Genomic DNA, 23,031 nt, shown 5'->3' on the forward strand with positions numbered 1-23,031 from the left:
TGAATAATGAATGAATAGTTATAGTTATCCTTAAGTATGAAATATGCACTTGTATAGTATATTGTGCACGGCACAGAATATTGCATCCTGCCACAAGATTAGTATACGTAAATAAATTTGTCCTTGAAACAATAATGTTTCCCTAGGGAAAGATAAATACAGCAAGATTTATCAAAAGTATTTCCGGTGTCTGCTATATACTTTGAGTTGTGGAGGGGGTGAGAGTCATGCACTATCAGTTGATTCACAAGAGCATCGAATTTATTGAGCAGCATTTGGAAGAGGAGTTGGATTTGGAGAAGGTGGCTAAGGCCGCAGGGTTGTCCAAATATCATTTTCACCGGATTTTTCGGAAATATGTGAATAAAAATGTCCATGAATATATCCGGGCCCGCCGTCTCAGCCAAGCAGCCAATCTCCTGCTGTACTCCGAGACACGTATTCTTGAGATTGCGCTGCAGTGCGGCTTTGAGAGCCAGGAGGCTTTTACAAGAGCTTTCAAGGAAATTTATGATTTGCCGCCTGCTCAGTACAGATCGCAGGTGAGACTATTGATTCAAGAAAGAGAGGTATTTACAATGTCAGAGATTACAGGCTGGTATATTACAGGTACCCACCAGGAGAAATATAAGGTCGAGATTGATCCCCGCGTCTGCTATAAGACAAGTCCCTCGATGCATCTTCACTCCAAAGAAGAGGCTGCGCAGGACGACAATGGTTTTGGAACCTTGATGCAGCAGTTTCAGGCAAGAGAGTATCGGGGGAGACGGATGCGCTTCTCCGGGTTCGTTAGAACGGAGGATGTCACCGGCTGGAGCGGCCTGTGGATGAGGGTGGATGATCATCAGCAGAATATGCTGGCATTTGACAACATGCAGAACCGGAGCATACAAGGAACCACGGAATGGAACCACTATGCTTGCGTCATGGATATTCCGTCCGAAGCCGATGTGATCAATATCGGAATTCTGCTGAGCGGAAGCGGACAGGTATGGCTGGGGGAATGTGAATTCGAGGAAGTAGGCAAGGATGTTCCCGTAACGGATGGCTCTACAGGTGCGGAGAACCTTCCGTCCGGGCCGCAGAATCTGAAGTTCGACCAGCAGCCGGAGCACTCTGCTTCAAGCTGAACGCTGTAACCGGCCCCGCACCCAGATCGACAGGGCCAGCAGCAGCGGAATGGCGACCTGGAAGAGCGGGTCAAGCTTCAGACTCGGCCCCAGGCCGACGGCGATATGCTGGGTGTAATCCCGTTCCAGGAATGAGGAGCCGTAGATGACTGCCCCCACAGGGAAGACCCACCATTTGGCCGGTTTGCCGGTCAGCTCTGCAAGAGCTTTTACGGAACAGAAGTAGAAGAGCATCATCTTGATCAGCAGCCCCAGGAAGAGCTGGATCGTGACCAGAATATCAAGCCGCTCGACAAATTTGAGATTGGACAGTACCCGGACGGTTTTGAGAAAAGGCAGCTGGCTCACTCCCGCTATCGCCGGGCCGAGGACGGCCACATTCAGCGCGTTCATGAAAATCAGGAATGCGCTGATGAGCAGATAGGCGTTCACTGTGTATTTTACAGGCACACCGGGCTTCTCCCATAGCGTCCACAGCATCAGAAAAACAATCATCTGCCCGAAGGGAAATGAGACGATCTCCGGCAGTGCCGCTTGCAGAACCGGCATCAGCCCGCCCTCCATCACCGGCGCCAGACGGCTGAGATCAATCGCCCCCATGATGCTCAGCATCACAACAAGCAGGAAATAGAAGAACAGCATGACCGGCAGCAGCACCTCAGGCAGCCTGAAGACAACCTCCGCCCCCTTCCAGATCGCATATAGGGCCAGCAGCACGAACACCAGCATCGTAATGGCCATTGGGGTTCTCGGCAGCATGGTCATCGCCGTCAGCTCGCCGAGGTCGCGGACATTGCGCATGGACTGATAGGCGAAATACAGGCTGTATACCGCGCCGATGAACGCCCCTGGAGCTGTGCCGAAATGAGCTTTAAGCATTCCGATCAGGTCCGTGCCCGGAGACCGGTGCTGAATCCACATCAGCACCAGGAGAAGGGCGAAGCCCGCCGCTGAACCTGCACACATCGCCAGCCAGGAATCCTGCTTAGCGGTGCCCCCAAGCAGGAACAGCGGCGTGCTGCCGATTTCAAACAGCATAATCATGAACGCAATCTGCAGGGAAGAGACCTGTTCTTTGTTCACCATGATTGCATCTTTAGCCTCCTAACCAATAGATAATGGCTCTGCCGACAGGCTGGAAGAACGCCGTATACAGGCTGCCCAGCGATACATGAGGGGTATTGGTAATTCCGCATAGATTAAGATACGCCCCGTACCCCATAATGCAGCCAAGTAAGAGCCGTCGCCGGCGGCGCTCTTCTCCGCGTAGCTTCGTCCACCCCCAACCATAGGCAAGCGCATAGAGTAGAAGAGTAATAGCTATTTTCATAGATATGCTCCCTTACTTCTGCTGGACAGACTTGAATGATTTATTACTGAGTCCGGTCCGTTCTATCTCGATGGAGACCTGCGGGCGGAGCTCAATCTCCTGAAAGACGCTGTCCCAGCTCTTCTCCTTCTCAATCTGCTTCCAGCGCTTCGGATCGCTCCGGTGTACCCTCACAGCAAATCCGGTGACGTCTGCCCCCAGCCGCTTGACCTCCGCCCAGGCGTTATTCATTAGCTCCAGCACCCGCTGCTCCAGCGAGGCCTCCATTTCACTGATCGCCTTGCGGTCGTTCAGATCCATGACACTGCCAAGCTCCGTCAGCACACCGCTGCCCTTGACGTTAACCTCCATCACATAATGATCCTTGTCCCAGACCGGGTGGACGGTGGTGGCCGAATTCTGCAGGATGAAGGAAGCATCCAGCTTGTCGCTTGTTGCCGGCCGCGAGGGGAAGGCGATGGTGGCAGAATCAATGTTATCGGTCAGAAAAGAAAGCCCAAACGCCTGCTTCTGGCTGAGCCAGCCCGCGAACGTATCCCCCTTAATGACGCCCAGCCTTCCCAGCGCCAGCCGCGAGGGCAGGTCGGTAACTGCGGTCTCACTGGTCTCATCCATCGTCCGGGAGCCGGTCAGCAGTATCTCCGGCAACACCGCGCTTTTGGACTCGGAGGACAGCGCCATCGCCAGCTCATACAGCCGGGTTCCCGGATAGTAGGACAAGAGCCTTGATTCCTGTTCAATCATAAGCTGGATGCCGGCGCCCTGATTCTTGGTCATTTGCATCAGCTGATCCAGAATCATCCCGGCATCTCCCTGGGAGATGAACACAAAGACCGTTTCTCTGGCATCCTGCTTGCGCAGGAACATATCAATCAGCTGATTGATCCCGTGTCTGGCCAGGCTCTCGCCGATGACGGTGATTCTGGAGTGGGAGAAGAACATCTCCCGCGTACTGGTCAGATTCGTTCGTTCAATGGCTTCCATGATCGTCCGCCCCTTGACGGTGAACGTGAGGAAAGGCGGCGAGCTGGTGCTGCCTCCTCCGCTGCCACCCATCCCGCTGGCGCCTGAGGAGGGGTTAATGACCTGATAAGTCGCCTTCCATTGATTGTCCTCCCAGTCATAGGCGGAGCCGGAGGTAATGCCCAGTTCGTTAAGCTCCCGGTCATCCCAGCAGCCGGAGAGCAGAACGGATAGAAGCGGGAGGCAGAGCAGGAGGCGCAGCAGGGTGCCCGGTTTGTTCATCATGTCTCCAGCCCCTTCCGTTTAGACCGGGCCTTGTGCAACCTGTTCAGCAAGACTGCGCCCAGCGGCACCAGGACGTTGAACAGGAAGAAGACCACGAACCGCCCTTCCTGATTGTAGTTGTTCAGCTTGGCTGAGCTTTGCCAGGAGAACAGGCATTCCAGGGCAATAATCAGACCTAGAGCTCCAATGAAGGGCCGGCTGCTGCTGACCCGGAACGTCTGCTTGAAGCACTCCACTGTCACGAACAGGAAGATGGCAAATTTCAGATAGATCGACAGCACCCAGTAGGAGATGAAGAGAATATCCAGCTTCTCTATGAACCGGCCGACCCGGAGGATGCTGATGGTAGCGAAGCCGGGGTAGGCACTCAGCTTAATGAATTCCGGGCCGAATACCATCAGGGCGGTGATCAGAATCAACATCATCAGGATTGCAACGAACAGCAGGCCTGTCCAGCCGATAATCTTGGCCCGCTGAGGATATTGCAGATAAGGGGCAAGGAACAGCAGTACCGCCACTTCAGACATCCATGCTGTCGGTGTCAGGCTCGCCAGGGTGATCTCAGCCAGACTATGGTCGAACATGGGCAGCAAATGATGCACATTCAGGTCGCTGTACAGCCCTAGCAGATACAGCGGTACGAAGAACAGATAGAGCAGAATCACCAGACTGTTCACTCTGGCGATAGCTTCAATGCCCTGCCTTACCATATAGATGGTGATGAAGAGAATCAGAATGACGAGCACCGTGATCGGGGTGTTGATCAGGACGTTGTCTTTAAGGAAATTAACGAATTCACGCAGAATAGTTGCCGTGGTGTCCAGGTAGAACTGGAGCATCAGCAGACCGAGGATCACGGACACTACCGGAGAGCTTTTCTCCCCGACCCAGTCCAGAAAAGGAGCGCCGTTGCTGTTCTGAATCACAGTTCCGACAATCCAGGCAATAAGCAGACCCGCCAGGGTAGACAGAATAATGGCGAGCGGAGCGTCTTGCTCAGTATAGGTGCTGATAATGATAGGAAGCACGACGGTAGCTGTCGGCAGTATGGTATTGACGACAAGCAGGACGGCTTGAGTGGTGCCGATTTTTCCATTCATGCTGGACCCTCTCCCTGCGGCTTAGGCTGTGCCGGTGATGGCTTGGCTGTGTCTTCAGCCGGCTGCGGCTTCTGGTGCGGTGATTGTCTGCGGGTCTCCTTGCCCAGATTGGTCTTGGGACGCATATTCATGCCCCATAGCGGAACGCGGATGAAGATATCCTTCAGATAACGCGGAATCATCGGCGCTACCGGAGACAGATAGGGAACTCCGAAGGAGCGCAGGCCTGCCATATGAATCAGCAGCACCATCAGGAAGGACATAATGCCGAACAGGCCGAGCGAGGCAGCGATGAACATCATCACGAAGCGGATCAGCCGGATGGAGTTGGCGATGGCCAGTGACGGAATCACGAAGTTCGAGATGGCGGTAAAAGAAACCACAATGACCATCGCCGCCGAGACCAGCCCGGCCTGAACGGCAGCCTGCCCCAGCACCAGTGCACCGACGATAGAGATAGCCGGTCCGATGGTCCGCGGCATACGTACCCCCGCTTCACGCAGGACGTCGAAGGTCAGCTCCATCAGCAGTGCCTCTGCGAAGGCGGGGAGCGGAACGCCTTCCCGCTGGGCAGCCAGACTGATCAGCAGCGTGGTCGGCAGCATCTCCTGGTGAAAGGTAGTAACGGCAATATAGAGTGCAGGCAGCAGCATAGAGACGAAGAACGCGCCGTAGCGGATCAGCCGCAGAAAGGAGGAAATATCATACCGCTGGTAGTAATCCTCGCTGGATTGAAAAAAGTTGAAGAAGGTGGACGGGGCCAGCAGGGCAAAGGGGGTGCCGTCAATGACAATCCCCACCTGGCCTTCCAGAATGCCCCCGGCCATGGCGTCGGGACGTTCGGTATTCTGAATGGTGGGAAAAGGCGTCAGTCCGCCGTCCTGTATGAATTCTTCAATATAATTGCTCTCCAGAATGGCGTCGGTATTGATGGCGTTCAGCCGGCGGCGGATTTCGGTCAGCACCTGTTCACTGGCAAGGCCCTTCAGATAGACGAGGGCAATTCCGGTCCCGGTACGCTGTCCGATGGTATATTCCTCAATCCGCAGATCGGCGGTTTTCAGGCGGCGGCGCAGCATGGCGGTTCCGGTGCGCAGGCTCTCGGTGAAGCCTTCCTTGGGCCCGCGGATAACCCCCTGGGAGGTCGGCTCATTAATGCTTCTTTTCTCCCAGCCGGAGGTGTCGGCGGCCAGTGCGACCTGAAGCCCCTCGAACAGAATCAGGGTATAGCCGTCAAAAAGCAGGGGCAGCAGCACCTCCAGGGTCCGGGCCTCCTTCACTCCCCCAACCGGCAGAATGTGCTCCTTGATTAGGTTGAAGGCAGCTTCTGTGGTAATGCTATCTCCGTTCAGCGTGCTGTTCTCCATCAAAGACTGGAGCACCGCCTGGTTGACCGTATCTGCGTTGACCAGACCGTCAATATAAATGAAGGCAAGGGTAAGTGGAGGCTTGGCTTCACTCTTATAATGGCGGATGACAATATCCGAGCTGCTGCCGATCCGGCGGCTGAACTCCTGTAAATTATCCTCAAGGGAGAGCTTCAGCGGAAGCGGTGCAGGCACGGAGGTTTCTACAGGATCTTTGGTAGTCTGGCGGCTCTTCTTCGGCTCTTGAGGCATGACGGGGGCTCCCTTCTGCTGAAATCTGGATGTGTTGGTGTATTATCCCCCGTAGGCGTATTCCTTATTCTGCCTGATTACAGACTGAACTGAGCCCGCTTGAGGAGCCGCTGGAATCAAAAAAAGAAACTGCCCATAGGAATGGCCGCTTCTCAGCATTCCATAAAGGCAGTTTCATCAACACACTTAAGATTTACACTCTAAGCTTGGTGCATTATTTTGTCTGTACGACCAGAGCGTTGCTGATCAGGCGTCCCGGAGTCGTCAGATACTTGCCATTGTAGTACAGGCCGCTGGAGGCACCGCCATCCAGGTTCATCGCCTGGTAGGCTCCGGCCTGCTTCATAATTTCCGCCAGCTGGGGGATGGTTGCCCCGCCGGAGGTCAGCAGAATCAGCTTATGATCGCGGGTGATGCCCAATGCGCTGCGGGCGCCACCGCCAGTCAGGATTTTGGGGTCCCGGAAGCCTTCGGCCGCCACATTCAGCGCGACTTTCCCGTTGACCAACAGCCGTGGTCCCGCCTGGAGTGCGCCGAGAACGGAACCGGAATCGAAGCGTGCCTTGAATTCACTGCCCGGAATCAGCTCAGCCAGCATATTACTGTCGTAAGCGAAGACAGCCCGTTTATCTCCGGAGCTGTTCTTCAGCATCTTCCCGCCGCTGATGATGTAGCCGTAAGGAACCTTGAAGGCGCCGTCAGTATAGGCGGCGAAGAATGTGCCGTTGATCGCGGCGGCGGCATTGCTGCGCTTGGCGATGCTGGCAAGAGCTTCTGTCTTGCCGACGGTATTCCCGGCCAGAACGGCATCCAGCTTCACCGAAGGATGCAGCAGGGAGACTGTGACCGTCTGGACGCTGAAGGAGCGGCCGCCGACCTTGTAGGTATGATGTCCGCTGACTACAGCGGGCGATCCGCTCTTGATCAGGCTGCCGTTCTGTACAGGCAGGGTGGCTGTCTCAGCGGTGCCTGTTTCAGCCCCGCTTGTCAGCGTAAGCGAACCGGCCTCCTTGTTCCACTGGAGCTGTATGCCAAGTGTCTGGCTTACAAGAGATAAGGGGACGTAGGTAGTCCCGTTCTCACTGAAGGGCCGCACACTTGCGGTAACGGGCTTGCCGTTGACGGAAGCCCCGGGCTTGCCTGGAGTGAAGCTAATGGAATTCTCGCCGCGTGATATCTCAATCTGGCCGCCGGAAGCGGTAAGCACAGACTGGATACCGGCGAAGCCGTTCAGGAAGCGGACCGGGATGAAGGAGTGATTCTCCTTGTCCACATATACGGCAAGCTTGGCCTGCGGCGCCGCAGCGGCACCGGATTGCAGTGCTGGAAGAAGGACAGCCAGCAGACAGAAGGCGGTAAAGAGGGTGAGCATTTTTTTCATGATACACAAAATCTCCTTTGCTTATAGCAGGTTGATCTGCAGGTTAGGATGATTCTGGAACAGGCCCCAGAATGCAGCACTTGAGCTACCATCATATAATCGTCTTCCGTTACCGTCAATGGAGCATGCATCCAGCAGCGGGTTAGTTTATAATGGGAACACATTAGAATATCTGCATATAAGGGTGGTAGCGATCATGACAAGAATAGGCTTAATCCGGCACGGCAGCACACGCTGGAATCAGGAGGGCCGGGTCCAGGGCCACACGGATAATCCTCTGGACGAGGAAGGCTTCCGGCAGGCCGGCGTGCTTGCGGAGCGGCTTAGCGGCGAAGCGTGGGATTATATCTATTCAAGCGACCTGCTGCGGGCCAGACAGACGGCGGAGACCATCGCCGGGAGGCTGGGCATCCCGCTGGCCGGTCTCCTTCCGGACATCCGGGAGATGAACGGCGGATTGATTGAAGGAACCACAGAGAGTGAGCGGATCGAGCGCTTCGGCAGCCAGTGGAAGACGATGGATCTGAAGCTGGAGAGTCAGGAGCTGGCCCGCGAGCGGGGAGTCCGGGCGATTGAAGAGCTTGCTGCCCGCCATCCCGGCAGCAATGTGCTGGTCGTCAGCCACGGGGCTATTCTGCGGAGTACGCTGGCCGGACTTGTGCCTTCCCTGGATGTGAGCGTGCTGCTGAAGAACACCTCTATCACCTGCCTGGTCAATGAGAATGACAGCTGGAGCTGTGAATTGTACAACAGCGCGGAGCATATGGACCGATAGGACGGGATATTTCCGAGCATTTCATTACAATAAAGCGCCGGTCCTGCCGATAATATGCTTAGTGCTGATCCGGTGGGGGTATTAATGTCCAGCATCCCCTGCCGGAGTTGTTCAGAATATGTTCAGTCGGATCCTGTACAGTAGCGCTTGAAAGCGATAAAACCATAAATTCATTGATAGGCTGAAGGAGGGCGTAAGACTAGTGGAAGAGGCCCGCAATTATATGCTGACGATTCTATCCATACTTATAGGGGTCCTGACCGTATATAGCACGCTCAGATTGACAAAGGATTTCTCCAGACAACCGCAAAGAACCCGGGCGGTCCGCTCGAGTCTTGTGGTGCTGGTAATTAGTGCCGGGCTTGGCGGCATGCATCTGCTGGGCAGAAGAGCCATAACCGGCTTCACTACAGAAGGCAGAAGCCTGCTGATCTCTTTGTTCCTGTACATGCTGACACTTGCCGGTATTCTGTATCTGTTCCTGCGGATCCGCATGATCCTTGGTGAGCGTGACCAGCTCAAGGAGTTGGCATACCGGGATACGCTGACCGGCCTGCTGAACAAGAACGGAATGGATCATTTCTGGGATCACTGCAAATTGAGCGAGCAGCTGTCGGTATTATATCTGGACCTGAACCGGTTCAAATCGATTAACGATACCCTCGGCCATCATACAGGGGATCTTTTACTGGAGGCTGTAGGAACCAGCCTGCAGCAATTTACCTGCAAAGGCAAGCGGCATATTTTCCGGGTGGGCGGAGATGAATTCGTCATTATCGCTAAACGCTGCAGCCGTAAGGAGTCAGAGCAGCTTGCCCTTAAGGTTCTGGAGCGCATCACCCGGACCTATAAGCTGGAGAGCCATGAATTATTCGTGTCCGCCAGTGTAGGCGTGACGATTAGCCAGGGCCGGATTGACCCGAAGCAGCTGCTTCAGGAGGCGGATTCTGCTATGTACAGTGCTAAGCAGCTGGGAAGCGGGCGTTATGCCGTATACAAGCAGGAGAGCCGTATTCCTTCCGTGAAGCTGGTCAGCAGCTCAAGGGCACAATAAATATTTCGTCTAAAGCCCCACTTTGTGGGGCTTTTTTGACAATAGCGGCTGCGCCATCCTATGGACAGCGCAGCCGTGTTATATCAGTCAGACGCCTCTGGCAGCCAGCAGCCCGGCCAGAACATCCGGATGATCGGTAATGATTCCCGCCACCTCAGCATCGATTAGAGCCTGCATCCGCTCGGGATCATTAACCGTCCACGGATGATAGACAATGCCTTTCTCCGCAGCAGCATTCACGAACTCCGGCAGGACCGAGGAATGATGGGCGTGCAGCGCATCTGCCTGCAATGTAGCTGCGTAATTCCAAGGACGGTACAGCCCCTCTCCGTAGAGAATACCCGTACGGATCTCCGGTGCCAGCGACTTGCAGTACGCCAGGGAGTAATGGTTGAAGCTGGAGATTACCACCCGCTCACTCATACCCTGCTCCCGGACAGCGGCGATGACCTTCTCTTCCATGCCGGGATAGAGGAAGGTCCCGTTCTTCAGCTCTATATTCAGAATCGTTTCCCGCCCCTGCAGCAGATCCAGCAGCTCGTCCAGTGTCGGAATCCGTTCTCCTGCGAACTCAGGGCTGAACCATGAGCCTGCGTCCACCTCCAGCACCTCACGAAGCGTCTTATCCTTCACATAACCGCTGCCTGAAGTGGTGCGGTTAAGACTCTCATCATGGATCACTACTACTGCTCCGTCACTGGTCATTTGTACGTCGGTCTCAATGCCGGTTGCACCAAGCTCCAGACCCTTGCGGAAGGCCGCCATTGTGTTCTCCGGGGCGGCTGCGGATGCGCCGCGATGTGCGAAATTAATGATGTTCATGTCGAGTAGTTCCCTCCATCTCTATGATGTAATGCAGCCCGTAGTGTCCGGGCCCCTTATAGTATATTCCACATCACGTCAAGAAACCCTGTCCCCTGTTCTATAAAGGACGGGTTTCTTGAATTTTACCGTGGTACGTTCGGAAGCAATCGCTTAGAATAGACAACAACTATACTACCTACAGAAAGAAGCGATAAAGCTTGAAGTTTTGTCTGGAATGCGGAAGCCGCTTGGTAATGAAGGAATGCAATGGAGAAGGTGAGGTACCCTACTGTGATTCATGCGCCGTCTTCAGATTCCCTGTGTTCAGCACAGCGATGAGTACAGCCGTACTGAACCGGGGACTCGATAGAATCCTGCTCATCCAGCAGTATAAGCGCAAGGATTACATTCTGCTCGCCGGGTATGTGAATAAGGGAGAGAACGCCGAAGCGGCCCTGATCCGTGAAGTGAAGGAAGAAGCGGGGCTTGAGGTGATTGCTTATGAATATATGCGCAGCCAGTATTTCGCCCCGTCTAATACATTAATGCTCAATTACATTAGTGTGGCTGACACGGAGGACCTGAGTGCCATGAGCGACGAGCTGGACCACGCAGCCTGGTTCACACTGGATGAAGCTGCGGACGCCATATTACCAGGCAGCCTCGCGGAGAGCTTCCTGCTTACAATTATTGATAAGCTGAGACAAGGGAGGGCTCTGGAGGATTTTACAGCGGTTGTCCGGTAATTGTGAGTTCTGAAGGCTAAGGCTTCCCTTATGCAGAGACGATGTCGCGAATTCTCTCATGTACCTGCTGCGCCTCCAGGAAGGCTGCGGAATATTGAAGATCTGTTTTGCGGGCCGGCAGGCGCGCCGGGAGAAAAGGAATGGATACCACAGGCGTATCTGCGCTGCTAAAATAGATTCTGAGCGTCAGCTCGCGGATCTCTTCGGCAGGACTGCCGTCCGGGACAGGCGCTGTGAATTCATAGCTTGCGGCGGCACCTGCCCGTATTCTCGGTACACTGGTGGTAATCCGGCTGGTCTTGCTTACCTTGCTGAGAGTCAGAGCATTCTCGACAATCTCTGCTCCAAGGATGGCATCGAACGTATACAGGGTGGCTGTCGCCGGCTCCGGCTTCCCCGGATGCAGCAGCCCGATGGCGAGCGCCTGGCCTTCTTCGTCCAGGGCAATCAGATGGGATTCGTCTGGAGTTATGAACCGCTGGGGGAATTTCAGGCTGAAGGCGGACAGGGCATGGGTAGCCCCGCTATGGCCCGCAGCCCTGGGACGGGAGAGTCTGTACTGAAGAACCGCAGCCAACAGCAGGAGAGACACGCCAAGCACAGCAAACAGATACACCAGGATCATGAGCACTGAACCGCCTCCTCACAAGGTTGTGCGGGCTGCCCTTCCTGCAATCACTTCGGGCACAACCCGCTTCGTAAGCTTTGGCAAGTGAACTATTAATAGATATGCGGGAAGAGATCAGGTATGTATGGCTTCAAGCGGGGTACTGGTGGAATTCACAGGTGTTCCTGAAACTGCGTTGATCCAGGCCGCATACAGACGTCCAAGACCCACAAGCAGCAGCGGCAGAATCAGCAGCAGTACAAATCCGGTTCCGCATAGAATCCACGAGCGTTCATCTGAGGTTGTGCCGGACAGGAAGAAGAAGAACTCCGGGTCCAGCATATTCAGATCATAGGAGAATACCGATGAACTGATTCGCTGGGCCACAGGTGACACAAGAGCACTGAAGGCCACCGCAGGCAGAACCAGTGCTAGTGTGAACCCCAGAATACCTGCGGGCAGCTGGAGGAGACTGTACAGGATTCCCCGGTACGACTCCCTTTCGCGGAGCTGGTGTCCTAATGTCCGCAGCCCCTCCCAGCGGAAGGCGGGAGCATGATCTGCGGCAGCAGGCAGCCCTGTTCCACGTCGGCTGTTGCCGCTGGACCAGGCTTCAACTGTTTTGTGTTCACTGGACATCATGCTGCGGCACCATGCCAAGGTCAGGGCCAGCAGCGGCAGCCCCACCCATACAATAATCAAGGGCAGGCTTGCACATAGACCTGTAACAGCAATTACGAAGGCGATGATTCCTTTAGGCAGAGAGAGGATCAGCATTTTCCACGCGTGAAGACTTTGTCTTATCATTCAGGGCGCTCCATTCCGGATTTCTAAATTTCAACTTCTTCAGTATAGAGGCTTCATCCAGAGAACACACTCTCCCAAAGGCGGGAAAAATCCTGGTCGCAGGTCTAGTACTGACATAGTCAGGAATCTTCCTGCTATTTACAATGTTTATCTTTATACTAAGGGTAGAGCGGTTTATAAGGATTACGACTAAGAAGGGGAGTGTAGCAATTTATGCTGTTAGAGGTTATAGCAACTACAGTAAATGATGCGGTCATAGCGGAGCGTTATGGTGCTGACCGGATTGAACTGGTCACGGGGATACGGGAGGGCGGATTAACGCCCAGTCTGGGACTGATCGAAGCGGTCCGGGAGAAGGTCAGTATTCCTGTGAGAGTGATGGTCAGACCGCATGCACGCTCCTTCGTGTATGATACATCCGATGTGGAGACCATGCTGCGCGATATCCGCCATATAGCCGGGGTAGGCGGGCTGTCTTTGGTTATGGGCATGCTCCGCCAGGACCGGACAATAGATGAAGAACTGCTGAATCGGATGCTGGAGCGGGCAGGGGGGATGGAGGTTACCTTCCACCGTGCGTTCGACGAGGTGCAGGACCAGCTTGAAGCCCTTGAGGTCTTGAAGCGGTATCCGCAGATTACCGAGATCCTGACCTCCGGCGGGACTGCTGCGGCCAATACGCCTGGCGGTATGGTGAGACTAGCTGTACTGGAACGGCTGTCTGCCGGTTCTTCGCTCTCCATCCTGGCAGGCAGCGGCTTGAATGCTGCTGACCTGAAGGATTTCGTTACACGGACCGGTGTCCGCCGGGTACACTTTGGTTCGGCAGTCCGGGAAGACGGCGATCCGCTGAAGCCCATTGACCCGGAGCGGCTCCAAGCCATCCGTGCGCTTCTCAAGCCCTATTAGAGGCCCAGCAGTCTGGGCAGCAGCGTCAGCAGCCGCTCCCGGGTCAGCGCATCGCCGGAATTCCATTTGGCTCCATCCAGCATATAGGCATGGCCCTGCTCCACGGCAGGCAGACTGCTCCAGAGCTCCGTCTGGAGCAGCTGCTCCATGGCCTCCCGGGAGTCCTCCCGCTCTGGAATCAGCATGAAGACACGGTCCCCTGCGTAGCTGTGCAGCATCGCCGGGTCCACTTCGCGGAACCCCAGATCCTTGTCCAGAATGTCCTTGATCTCCGCTGTCGGCTGCAGGCCGCCAGGGGCATACAAGGCCGTGGACAAGCCGGTCATTCCCATGGCGTATAGATGGTTGCCATGGTCATAGAACAGCGCCGAAGCTGTTTCACCCTTCAAGAGTCCCCCGGCGTACAGATGCTGCCACATGGCTGCGTTCTTGGCATGATAGGCTTGCAGCCAGACCTCAGCTTCGCGCTGCTTCCCGAGCCACTCTCCAAGAATCCGCAGCCGCTGCTCCAGCGGTGCGAAGGAGTCGAAGGTGAGTGTTGGGGCGATGCCGGATACACCCCGGTAGATCTGTTCATCCGGGCTTGCGAGGATAATCAGGTCAGGCCGGATGGACCGGGTCAGCTGCGGGTCCAGCGGAAATCCGACATTGGCTAAGCGCTTGACCCGGTGGCTATAGACGCTGCCCCGGGCAAACGCCTCGTCACCGCCGACAGGCTTCACCCCCAGCGCCAGCACATCGCCCAGTGTCTCCCCGTGGTAGACAACACGCTTCGGACGCTCCGGGATGTCCACCGAATGTCCGGTCCAGTCCGTGACCGTAATCCGGCGCTGCTGCGACCGGGCATATTGCCCGGGAGTCATTCCCGTCTTCTGCCGGAAGCGGCGGCTGAAGTAGTATTCGTCGGAGAAGCCTACCCGCAGGGCAATCTCGCGCAGCGGCTCGGCGGCTTCAAGCAGATAAGTCTTCGAGTGCCCAATGCGCAGATCCGTCAGATAATCGAGTGGGCGCTGGCCGGTCAGTTTCTGGAAGATCGGAGTGTATTGCCAGGGGGAGACACCGGCCAGCTCCGCGAGCTGCTTCACCGTGATACTCTCCCTATAATGCTGCTGCATGAAGTGTATCGTACTCTCCACCGATTGCGCCGGACTTGGCAGCTGGCGGGTGGAGTAGTTCTGTTCAAGCAGCAGGAGCAGCAGCTCTTGGAATTGGAGCTGTTGTCTGACATGCTGGAGCTCATCCCTGCCGTTATGATCCGCAAGCAGCTCTTCCGCCAGCCGGATCACTCTGGTGAAGGGGTGGACAATCAGCTCTTTTTGCCCCGGGAGCAGTTCATCTACGTAGAACGCAGGGGAATCCCCTGTAGTCAAAGCGGCAAAAGTCAACACATAAAAATAAAGCGTCAGCTCCCGGTTATCCAGACTGTATGAGGTTCCGGGAGGCAGCAGACAGCACTTGTCCGCATGTACAGAGAGTGAGGTCTGCTCAGTGATTCCGAGTTCGCCGCGCCCGCCCGTAAACAGCAGGAGCGTATGCTGCTCCGCTGTCTGCACAGCCGATATAGTGTCAGCGCTCTGCATCACCAGTTCAATGCTCCTGAATTGAAACAGCAGGGAACGGAGAGGGGCGAACGGGAGTGCAGGCAGGTGGTCGTGGTCAGGCTCGCGCAAGGCAGGCACTCCTTTCAGACAGCTTAGAATTGAACTATATTGAGAACGATTATCAATAAACAATATTGTATATAAAATAAAGCAGCTTATCAACAGGCGTTGATAAGCTGCTTTTCAGTCTGTCTGCCCCGGAATTATTGCTTGCCCAGCATGGTAGGAATCTCGCCGAGCAGCCACTCTCTGGTGGTAGCATCACTGGAGGTCTTCATGATGTCCTGCGTGTAGACGTAGCCGTTCTTAACGGCAGGCAGGCTGTTCCACACTGCGCTCTTCAGCAGATTGCCGGTCGATTGCTTGGCTTCGTCTGCCACCGGAGTCAGCAGGAAGATACGATCTCCGGCGTATTCCCGGAGCACTTCCAGTGAGATTTCCTGGAAGCCCATATCGGCATCCAGCACCTTTTGAATAGCCGGGGTAGGCTTGAAGCCTTGCTCTCCGTACAGTACCTGCGAGAGGCCCGTTGTTGCCATTACGAACAGCCGGTCCCCCGGATAATAAGTGAAGACCGAAGCGGTCTCACCGTCCTTCATCCCCGAAGCCTTAAGCTGGGCCCACATCGCATCCTCCTTCGCCTGATACTGGGCCAGCCAAGCCTCCGCTTCCTGCTTCTTGCCTAAAATATCTCCAATATCCAGCATCCGCTCCTTCAGGGGGGCGAAGGTATCGAAGATAATCGTTGGAGCGATTTTGGAGAGAGCGTCGTAATCAGCTTCATCAATACCGGCGTAGATAATCAGATCGGGCTGAAGCTCCAGCGTCTTCTCCAGATTGATCGGGAACCCGACATCTGCAATTCCGGTCAGCTTGTCCTCGAAGACCTGGCCCTCCCCCATGGAGAGCGGATAGCCGATGGCTTGTACACCAAGTGCCAGCAGATCGCCATACGTTTCTCCGGAATAGATAATCCGTTGCGGATTCACTGGAATCTCTGCCGTATGGCCTTTGTAATCCGTGTGTGAACGGGTGGTAGCTGCAGCTTCAGCAGTGGCTTGCGCGTCAGGTGCGGTGGTTGCTGCACTACTCCCCTGATTATTCTTATTGCTGCTGCAGGCGAGCAGTAAAGTGCCCATCAGGAAGAGCATGCCCAGGATAGCGAAGGGTTGTCGAGTCTTGTTCATTGTATGTATGCCTCCCAAAGGTATTGTGATTACCAATAATGATAATCATTATCGTTTAGATCATCATAAATTATAGCCAGTTGTTACTCAATGGACAAAACACGAGGCAGCATTTGAATTTGTACAATATTTTTTTGCTCGTTTTGTTAATAACATATTGATAATATCAAAAAGGTCTGCTATGATGTTGTTAATAACAATTTAATAATAACAATTAATTAATAACTGAGTTTACCTTTGCTCAACAGATGACTCAGAATACAACCCCTAGGAGGTAATGATCATGTTTGGATTCCGGTTCGTGAAATTTCAGCCCAGTGATTATGTGCTCAAGGTGAAGAATGGCAAGGTAGTGCGTGAAGGGGTCGGGCTTTCTTTTCATTATTATGCGCCGACAACTTCGGTGGTTGTCGTGCCTGTCTCTTCGATCGATGTTCCATTCATGTTCGAGGAAATTACGGCGGACTATCAGACGGTAACCGTCCAGGGGCAGCTGACCTACCGGATTGTCGATTACCGCAAGACCACCCAGATCCTCAACTACACCTATAATCTCAAAAAGAACACCTATCTCTCCGACGATCCGCACAAGCTGGCCCAGCGGGTGATTAATATCGCCAAGGTCCTGACCAAGAAGCAGCTCGGGCAGCTCCCGCTGAAGGAGGCTATCCAGTCGAGTGAACGTCTTGCCAAGATGATTACCCATGAAATCGGCCAGAGTGCGGAGATTGAGAAGCTGGGTATTGAGCTGATGGGCTTGTCCATTCTGGCGATTGTACCGAATAAGGAGACGCTGCGGGCCCTGGAAGCGCAGGCCAGGGAGGAGATGCTCCGCAGCGCGGATAACGCGCTCTATGAGCGGCGTAACGCTTCGATTGAGCAGGAGCGGCGGGTGAAGGAGAATGAGCTGAATACGGAGATCGCCGTTCAGACGAAGAAGAGACAGATGCGTGAGGCGCTGCTTGATTCTGACCGGTCAGCGAAGCAGAAGCAGAATGAGATGAAGGAAGAGCAGCTGATTTTTGATACGGAGCTGGAGGAGAAGAAGCAGGCGCTGATTGAGCTGGCCATAGCGAATAAGAGAGCCGAAGCGGATGCCAAGGCTTACGAGCTGACGGCGGTAATGAATTCGCTGCAAAATGTATCGCCTAACGTCCTGCAGGCGCTGACAAATGTCGGCATGAACCCGGATAAGCTGATCGCCATCGCCTTCCAGGAGCTAGCGGTGAATGCCGGGAAGATCGGCCAGCTTAACATTACACCGGATCTGCTGCAAGGAATCATGGCCGGCTCGGCAGGAGGTGGAGCCGGAGCAGAAAGAGGAGGTAACGGACGATGAGCAGCCGGGGATCGGAGAACAGAATCATACTGATCAAGCGCAAGACACGCCTGGAGGAGCTGGTGGTCCGCTACAATACGATCCAGCAGGCCCAGTTCTATATTGAACGGCTGGGAGCCGATTTCAGCGACTACTTAAGCGAGGATTTTCAATACCGCAAGGCGGTGGAGACCACAGTGACCGAGCTCAGCGCCATCGGCCGGCTCCAGGTGCTGGAGCGGCAGCATGTGCCGAATTTCATCTTCGGGGCTGAGGATACCGTAGTGGTCCTGGGCCAGGACGGTCTGGTTGCCAATACGCTGAAATACCTTCAGGAGCAGCCGCTGATCGGAGTGAATCCTGATCCACTGCGCTGGGATGGCGTGCTGCTGCCCTTTAGAGTCAAGGAAGTTCGGCAAGTGGTGAGTGAGGTCCTACGCGCCCAGCGCCAGGTCCGTGAGGTTACTCTGGCCAAGGTGGAGCTGAATGACGGCCAGAGCCTGTACGGGGTGAACGATCTGTTCATCGGCCGCCGGACCCATGTCTCGGCCCGGTATCAGCTGGAGCTGAACGGGCAGCTGGAGCAGCAGTCCTCCAGCGGCATCATTGTCTCGACCGGCCTGGGCTCCACGGGCTGGCTCAAGAGTGTGCTCGCCGGAGCCGCAGGTATCGTCAGCCGTGCCGCACAAATGCAGCATGCAGCTGCTGAACAGACAGCCCAGGTGTCTGCGGAGATTGCCGCAGTCAGCGCGGGCAGCGGGCTAGCCTGGAATCATCCGGAGCTGTATTTCACTGTGCGGGAGCCTTTTCCAAGCCGGACGACTTCAGCAGAGCTGGTATTCGGGAGAATCAGCAGCAGTCTGCCGCTGCGCATCACTTCGCAGATGCCCGAGGACGGCGTGATCTTCAGCGATGGAGTGGAGAGCGATTATCTGGAGTTCAATTCCGGGGTGGAAGCGACGGTTGGGCTCGCGGAGAAGACCGGCAGGCTGGTAGTCTAGACGAGGCGCGGACCGTTCATGGCGTGGCGGGTACGCCAAAAGGGTTCTCTCAGCTTCCGCTGCTGCGGTCTGAGAGAACCCTTTTTAGCATACAAAACAGCCGTTCAAGCGAAGCTGCCTATGCTCCCCGCTCTTCCTACTGGAAGCTTCGTCCCTGGTTCATTGGAGCGTTATAGGAGGAGCCTGCGGACATCGGTGTCTGCATTGGCGTATGCATCGGCTGATGGTTAATCCCCGCGTTGATCGGGCTATGCAGTGAGTTCACCGGCTGGCTGTTTGAAGTGAAGGACGGGCTGAAGGAGGAGTTATACCCTCCCATTCCTGTATTGTGGCTCTGGGCCATTGGCTGGTTCTGTCCCATAGAATGCATTAGTCCCATCTGGTTCCCGGAATTGAAGCTTGGAATGCTTGTATGGGTATTGAAGCCGGAAGTCTGCGTGAACTGCTCCATCGATCTGACCGACTGCGAGATCTGCTGCAGCTGCTGCATCGCGGTCTGATGGCCCTGCAGCGCCTGCTGGATCATCTGAATGGACTTGCTGTTATGCTGGCTAAGCTCCTGGAGCTTGGCGGCATCCTGCTGCTCCTGCTGAAGAAGCTGCTGATAATTCTGCGTTCCCTGCTGGGTCTGTGCCATCAGCTGTTGAACGATTTGCTCGCATTCCCGGATCTGTGCAGATGAGTTGGTATTCAAAATAGTTGGCCTCCTTGAGATGGGTGTTTTGGTCATGCGGGCTTATTATCTCTGATGGCGCTGGCGAATATTCATGCTTCGGCGTGCAAGGGAGGCGCTTCCGCCCAGAACGGTTACAATATTGCAAACGTTGCGTCACTCCGGGCGGGACGAGTTGATAAGAATAGGTACAGGCTGCTCTGCAACTATTGCGGCAAATGAACGTCTATGTAGAAAAGACAATCCAGAATCATCCATAACCTGGAGGTGGGGCAACTATGAGTCAGCGTGAACAGGTAAGCCGGATTCAAACGTATTTTCCCAAAAGCATCGCACTAATACTGGTATTTGTAATGCTTTTGACCGCATGCTTCACAGGATCGGCTGCTGCGGCATCGTCTTCCTCAGATCTGATCATTGTGAACAAAAAAACGAACAAACTGGCCTATTACAGTGATGGCAAGCTGGTGAAGATTTTTCCGGTCGCTACCGGTAAAACGAAAAGCCTGACGCCTGAAGGTAGCTTCAAGATGGTGGTCAAAATCAAAAACAGACCCTACTACAAGGATAAGATTCCCGGAGGCGATCCGGCCAATCCGCTGGGGGACCGCTGGCTGGGGCTGGAGGTCAATGACACTTACGGCACCACCTACGCCATTCACGGTAACAACAATGAATCCTCCATCGGTAAATATGTCAGCGCCGGATGCATCCGCATGCACAATGACGATATTCACTGGCTGTATCCGAAGATTGCGAAGAATACCCGGGTCATCATTACAACCTCCGGGCTTGAGATGGCGGGCATTGCCGAGAAGAACGGCTACCGTCTGGGATCTACGATGATTGCGGGAGCTTTTGTCAAGGGCGGGGAGAAGCTGCCGGTGAAGAATTCCTTCCTGCTGGAGGATTCGCGGGTATACATTCCACTGAGTGAATCCGTGAAGCTGCTGGGCGGAAGCCTGATGCAGGAGGCGGGAACCGGAGCGCTCATTATCACAATAGGCAAGAAGACAGCAGTTCACAAGCCGCTTAGCACGAAGGCCAAAGTGAACGGCAAAACAGTAGAGATGCTAGCCTCCAAAAGTGTAGACGGCCGCCTGTACATTCCGCTGGGCAGCTTAACGCCGTTGTTCGGCCTGCCGTTCACCTGGAATGCTAAAGAGGGAGCAGTGAAGCTGTAAAGTAGTAGTGGCTGCACAAGGCCAGATTATCCAACCAAGATGCCGCCGTATACTGCGGCTCCAGAAGCCAGCCGATCGATTATTGATGGGCTGGCTTCAGTGTTTAACCGGGTGGAGTAGAGTGACAGGATACATAGAGAATAGTAATATGAGAGAGATTTGTTATATTTTTGATCTTCTAGGGGAGGGACTGAAGATTAGAGTACGTATTATAGGCGGCTGCGGGAGCGGGAAGACGTATATCGCCCGGAAATTAGCTCAAAGTTATGGAATCCCGTGCTATGAAACGGATAATTTTGTCTGGGATCGCAGGGACAACACCAAGAACTCCCCGGAGGTACGGGATGCCAAGCTCGCGGAAGCTATGGATGCGGAGTCGTGGATCATAGAGGGCGTACATTACCAGTGGGGAACAGAAAGCTTCCGGCAAGCGGATCTGATTTTTCTGATTCGGCCTAAGGCTTATGTACAGGATGCCCGGGTCATCAGTAGGTTCATGAAGACCAGGCTGGGGCTGGAGCAGGGAAATTATAAGCAGTCGTTCAAGTATCTCCGGGTGATGCTGCTGGAATGGAACCGCAGCTTCAGGAGAGAGGGTATTCCTGCGATCATGGCATTAACCGAACAGTATCAGGCTAAGCGGATCATCGTGCAGCAGAATCGTGAGATTTTGCAGCATGTGGGCAGGTATGTGCAGGGGAAGAGTGTGTTGGGAATGAGTGATTAATTCGATTATACGGGAGGACATCATGGGCAAATTGGCAACTTTTATTGTAGAGATGGTGCGTCTGGTGATTCTGCTCATTCTTACGCTGCTTGTGCTAGGAGGCGTGGAGCAGTGGATATTCAAAATGGCATATGGAAGGGAAGGCTTCCTGTACACTGCCTTACCTGGTAATTTGCTGGTGTTCTTTGTGATATACCGCAACTATTGGCAGTTCAAAGGCTGGTACCAATCAGAGAAGAACCACAAGCTTAACCCGGGTTTGACCCGGAGTCTCATTGCCGTTGCGCTGCTGCTGATTGTGCTGCCAGGGTTATGGGTATGGGCATGAATGATGGACTACTTTTGCGTAAGGGGTGAAAGTATGGAGCCGTGGATTGAGGAAGAACTTAATTTATACGAATTTGTAGGCTTTTGGAAAAGAGTGCTGATTAATATCATTGACTCACTTATTCTTATTCTTCCTACCTATTTACTGACCAGGATTTCAGTGCCGGCGGCAGAGTCGGCAGGTTCAGCGTTCCCGCTTTTTATACAGTTTGCACTGCTTATGGTGTTCAATATATTTATGGTTGTCCGATACGGCGGGACGCCGGGCAGGCTGCTTTTGGGGGCAAGAATCGTTGATGAGAATGGAAGATATCCGGTGCTCAGGCAGGCTTTGATCAGGGATAGTTTTATTATTGTTAACAGCTTCCTGGCAGTGGTTGTGAGTCTGAATACCGAGGCGTTGTCCTCCATCCCAAGCAGTCTCGTGAACTGGAGTCCGCTTGCAGCGGATTTGAATGCTTTTATTGGCTGGGTAGTGGTCGTGGATTGCCTATTCATCGCATTTACCCCGCGCAAGCGGGCGCTGCATGATCTGATGGCCCGAACTTATGTGGTGAACAAAACGGCGCTGGACCGTTATCAGACAGGGAAATTCATAGCATAAGGCAATGCGTATAATACCTGAAACAGGAGGTCTGCACCTGCAACCTTTGTTACAGCCCCTGCGTCATAGGGTACAGTTTAGACAAAAGAGGATGGTTCCCATAACGAAGGAGATGGCAGCATGACTACATTAATTAGAACAATCACAGGTATTCTTATCGTTGGGGCGATGCTCAGCCTTACAGCCTGTAATTCCGGCAAAACGGAACCATCGCTTAACAATACGGCTGCGGCTACAGCAACTGTACAGCCAGGGGATAGCGCTTCATCGGCAGCAGAAGGTGCGCAGGTGAGCGAATCTGGTACAGATGACGGCGCTGCTGCGGGCGCAGAGCCTGTAACTGCTGACTCTGAAGCCGCAGCGGGAGCCTCAACAGAGTCTACGGTTACTGAGGTTGCAGGGGCTGAAGCAGATACCGTAGCTCCCGCCACCCCGCAGGAACGGAGCAAGCAGCTGAAGGAGCTGCTGGAGCTTGCTAAGCAGGGCAAGGTGCCCGGCGTCGAATATGCTGCACACACCGGACTTATTGATGAGGTGGAAGCCGCGTGGGGAGAGCCGGACCTCAAGGAATCGGCAGGCAAGGGAGTCTATTCCACCTACTCCAAGAAGAGTGTGGTGTTTGGTTTTAACAAGGGTATGAAGATTTTTGATGTGCGCTCCAGCGCCCCGGACCTGCGTAACCTGACACTGGAGCAGATTGAAGAAGTACTCGGCAAGCCGGATGATACTACCGTGAATGGCGAGCATAACATCTATATTTATCAGGCCAACAAGCAGTATCAGCTCAAATTCATCATCCCGGAATCAACAGGAACGGTAGATCATATCTCGGTGTTCTCGGAGCAGGACTCCATTAATAATATGGCAGGCTAGCCTCGCGTCAACAGGTGGGCCGATTA

Annotated in this window: 24 protein-coding genes; 12 read left to right on the forward strand and 12 right to left on the reverse strand. The window is 54.3% G+C overall.

The genetic code is table 11. From position 1 onward, the window contains the following. The first annotated feature begins 227 nt into the window (after nucleotides 1-227). Nucleotides 228-1,130, forward strand: coding sequence for an AraC family transcriptional regulator (locus tag NST69_RS03885; protein ID WP_342548539.1), 903 nt, complete (start codon nucleotides 228-230; stop codon nucleotides 1,128-1,130). On the opposite strand, the gene NST69_RS03890 is transcribed toward NST69_RS03885, so the two are convergent. From NST69_RS03890 to NST69_RS03915, 6 genes are all read right to left on the reverse strand, one after another. Continuing rightward, nucleotides 1,122-2,216 carry an endospore germination permease gene (locus NST69_RS03890; RefSeq protein ID WP_036723239.1) on the reverse strand — a complete coding sequence of 365 codons (1,095 nt, stop codon included), beginning with the start codon at nucleotides 2,214-2,216 and terminating at the stop codon, nucleotides 1,122-1,124. The genes NST69_RS03885 and NST69_RS03890 overlap by 9 nt on opposite strands. Nucleotides 2,217-2,226: 10 nt before the next feature. Beyond that, on the reverse strand, nucleotides 2,227-2,460 hold the full coding sequence (locus NST69_RS03895; RefSeq protein ID WP_076079529.1) for a hypothetical protein: 234 nt from the start codon (nucleotides 2,458-2,460) through the stop codon (nucleotides 2,227-2,229). Nucleotides 2,461-2,472: 12 nt separating this feature from the next. Then, nucleotides 2,473-3,708 carry a Ger(x)C family spore germination protein gene (locus tag NST69_RS03900; RefSeq protein ID WP_342548540.1) on the reverse strand — a complete coding sequence of 412 codons (1,236 nt, stop codon included), beginning with the start codon at nucleotides 3,706-3,708 and terminating at the stop codon, nucleotides 2,473-2,475. After that, nucleotides 3,705-4,808: an endospore germination permease gene (locus tag NST69_RS03905; protein WP_209878812.1), complete on the reverse strand. Its 1,104-nt coding sequence runs from the start codon at nucleotides 4,806-4,808 to the stop codon at nucleotides 3,705-3,707. The genes NST69_RS03900 and NST69_RS03905 overlap by 4 nt, the downstream gene beginning before the upstream one ends. After that, a complete protein-coding gene (locus NST69_RS03910; RefSeq protein WP_342548541.1) occupies nucleotides 4,805-6,427 on the reverse strand; it encodes a spore germination protein in 1,623 nt (540 codons plus the stop codon). Before NST69_RS03910 ends, NST69_RS03905 begins: the two co-directional genes overlap by 4 nt. Before the next feature lie 214 nt (nucleotides 6,428-6,641). Further along, nucleotides 6,642-7,808 (reverse strand): phosphodiester glycosidase family protein, encoded by a 1,167-nt coding sequence (locus NST69_RS03915; RefSeq protein ID WP_209878807.1) that lies wholly within the window; start codon nucleotides 7,806-7,808, stop codon nucleotides 6,642-6,644. A 196-nt stretch (nucleotides 7,809-8,004) separates the two neighbouring features. Between NST69_RS03915 and NST69_RS03920 the strand changes: the two genes are divergently transcribed. Both NST69_RS03920 and NST69_RS03925 read left to right on the forward strand, forming a co-directional pair. Then, on the forward strand, nucleotides 8,005-8,583 hold the full coding sequence (locus NST69_RS03920) for a histidine phosphatase family protein (RefSeq protein ID WP_036723243.1): 579 nt from the start codon (nucleotides 8,005-8,007) through the stop codon (nucleotides 8,581-8,583). 202 nt (nucleotides 8,584-8,785) lie between these two features. Further along, nucleotides 8,786-9,637, forward strand: coding sequence for a GGDEF domain-containing protein (locus NST69_RS03925; protein ID WP_209878805.1), 852 nt, complete (start codon nucleotides 8,786-8,788; stop codon nucleotides 9,635-9,637). Nucleotides 9,638-9,724: 87 nt separating this feature from the next. Here the strand turns inward: NST69_RS03925 and NST69_RS03930 are convergent, their stop codons facing one another. Next, nucleotides 9,725-10,459, reverse strand: coding sequence for a glycerophosphodiester phosphodiesterase (locus tag NST69_RS03930; protein WP_339254033.1), 735 nt, complete (start codon nucleotides 10,457-10,459; stop codon nucleotides 9,725-9,727). A gap of 236 nt (nucleotides 10,460-10,695) precedes the next feature. Here NST69_RS03930 and NST69_RS03935 point away from each other — a divergent pair, with 236 nt between their 5' ends. After that, entirely contained in the window at nucleotides 10,696-11,187 is a 492-nt protein-coding gene (locus tag NST69_RS03935) for an NUDIX domain-containing protein (RefSeq protein ID WP_063830883.1), read from the forward strand. 28 nt (nucleotides 11,188-11,215) lie between these two features. Here NST69_RS03935 and NST69_RS03940 read toward each other — a convergent pair whose 3' ends face one another. Continuing rightward, nucleotides 11,216-11,818, reverse strand: coding sequence for a hypothetical protein (locus NST69_RS03940; protein WP_342548543.1), 603 nt, complete (start codon nucleotides 11,816-11,818; stop codon nucleotides 11,216-11,218). A gap of 111 nt (nucleotides 11,819-11,929) precedes the next feature. Further along, entirely contained in the window at nucleotides 11,930-12,601 is a 672-nt protein-coding gene (locus NST69_RS03945) for a sensor domain-containing protein (RefSeq protein ID WP_342548544.1), read from the reverse strand. A gap of 213 nt (nucleotides 12,602-12,814) precedes the next feature. On the opposite strand from NST69_RS03945, the gene NST69_RS03950 reads away from it, so the two are divergent. Then, entirely contained in the window at nucleotides 12,815-13,510 is a 696-nt protein-coding gene (locus NST69_RS03950) for a copper homeostasis protein CutC (protein ID WP_342548545.1), read from the forward strand. On the opposite strand, the gene NST69_RS03955 is transcribed toward NST69_RS03950, so the two are convergent. Together NST69_RS03955 and NST69_RS03960 are read right to left on the reverse strand one after the other, a co-directional pair. Beyond that, nucleotides 13,507-15,180, reverse strand: a complete 1,674-nt coding sequence (locus tag NST69_RS03955) for a helix-turn-helix domain-containing protein (protein ID WP_342548546.1) — start codon at nucleotides 15,178-15,180, stop codon at nucleotides 13,507-13,509. The genes NST69_RS03950 and NST69_RS03955 overlap by 4 nt on opposite strands. Nucleotides 15,181-15,314: 134 nt before the next feature. Next, nucleotides 15,315-16,298, reverse strand: coding sequence for an ABC transporter substrate-binding protein (locus tag NST69_RS03960; RefSeq protein ID WP_342548547.1), 984 nt, complete (start codon nucleotides 16,296-16,298; stop codon nucleotides 15,315-15,317). A 283-nt stretch (nucleotides 16,299-16,581) separates the two neighbouring features. Between NST69_RS03960 and NST69_RS03965 the strand changes: the two genes are divergently transcribed. Together NST69_RS03965 and NST69_RS03970 are read left to right on the forward strand one after the other, a co-directional pair. Continuing rightward, on the forward strand, nucleotides 16,582-17,637 hold the full coding sequence (locus tag NST69_RS03965; RefSeq protein ID WP_209878793.1) for an SPFH domain-containing protein: 1,056 nt from the start codon (nucleotides 16,582-16,584) through the stop codon (nucleotides 17,635-17,637). Next, on the forward strand, nucleotides 17,634-18,617 hold the full coding sequence (locus NST69_RS03970) for a sugar kinase (RefSeq protein ID WP_342548549.1): 984 nt from the start codon (nucleotides 17,634-17,636) through the stop codon (nucleotides 18,615-18,617). The genes NST69_RS03965 and NST69_RS03970 overlap by 4 nt, the downstream gene beginning before the upstream one ends. Nucleotides 18,618-18,753: 136 nt before the next feature. On the opposite strand, the gene NST69_RS03975 is transcribed toward NST69_RS03970, so the two are convergent. Further along, nucleotides 18,754-19,311, reverse strand: coding sequence for a hypothetical protein (locus NST69_RS03975; RefSeq protein ID WP_342548551.1), 558 nt, complete (start codon nucleotides 19,309-19,311; stop codon nucleotides 18,754-18,756). A gap of 257 nt (nucleotides 19,312-19,568) precedes the next feature. Here NST69_RS03975 and NST69_RS03980 point away from each other — a divergent pair, with 257 nt between their 5' ends. The 5 genes from NST69_RS03980 to NST69_RS04000 all read left to right on the forward strand — a co-directional run bounded on the left by NST69_RS03980 (nucleotide 19,569) and on the right by NST69_RS04000 (nucleotide 23,005). Beyond that, a complete protein-coding gene (locus NST69_RS03980; RefSeq protein ID WP_342548552.1) occupies nucleotides 19,569-20,474 on the forward strand; it encodes a L,D-transpeptidase family protein in 906 nt (301 codons plus the stop codon). 148 nt (nucleotides 20,475-20,622) lie between these two features. Then, entirely contained in the window at nucleotides 20,623-21,201 is a 579-nt protein-coding gene (locus NST69_RS03985) for a hypothetical protein (protein WP_342548553.1), read from the forward strand. A 22-nt stretch (nucleotides 21,202-21,223) separates the two neighbouring features. After that, complete coding sequence (locus NST69_RS03990; RefSeq protein WP_342548554.1) at nucleotides 21,224-21,529, forward strand: hypothetical protein; 306 nt, start codon at nucleotides 21,224-21,226, stop codon at nucleotides 21,527-21,529. 33 nt (nucleotides 21,530-21,562) lie between these two features. Continuing rightward, nucleotides 21,563-22,132: an RDD family protein gene (locus NST69_RS03995; RefSeq protein WP_342548555.1), complete on the forward strand. Its 570-nt coding sequence runs from the start codon at nucleotides 21,563-21,565 to the stop codon at nucleotides 22,130-22,132. A gap of 120 nt (nucleotides 22,133-22,252) precedes the next feature. After that, the gene (locus NST69_RS04000) at nucleotides 22,253-23,005 is read left to right on the forward strand and encodes a DUF4309 domain-containing protein (protein ID WP_342548556.1); all 753 of its coding nucleotides are present in this window, start codon (nucleotides 22,253-22,255) and stop codon (nucleotides 23,003-23,005) included. Nucleotides 23,006-23,031: the final 26 nt, after the last annotated feature.

The sequence above is a fragment of the Paenibacillus sp. FSL P2-0089 genome, from assembly GCF_038595095.1.
GTDB classification, from domain to species: Bacteria; Bacillota; Bacilli; order Paenibacillales; family Paenibacillaceae; genus Paenibacillus_AQ; species Paenibacillus_AQ silagei.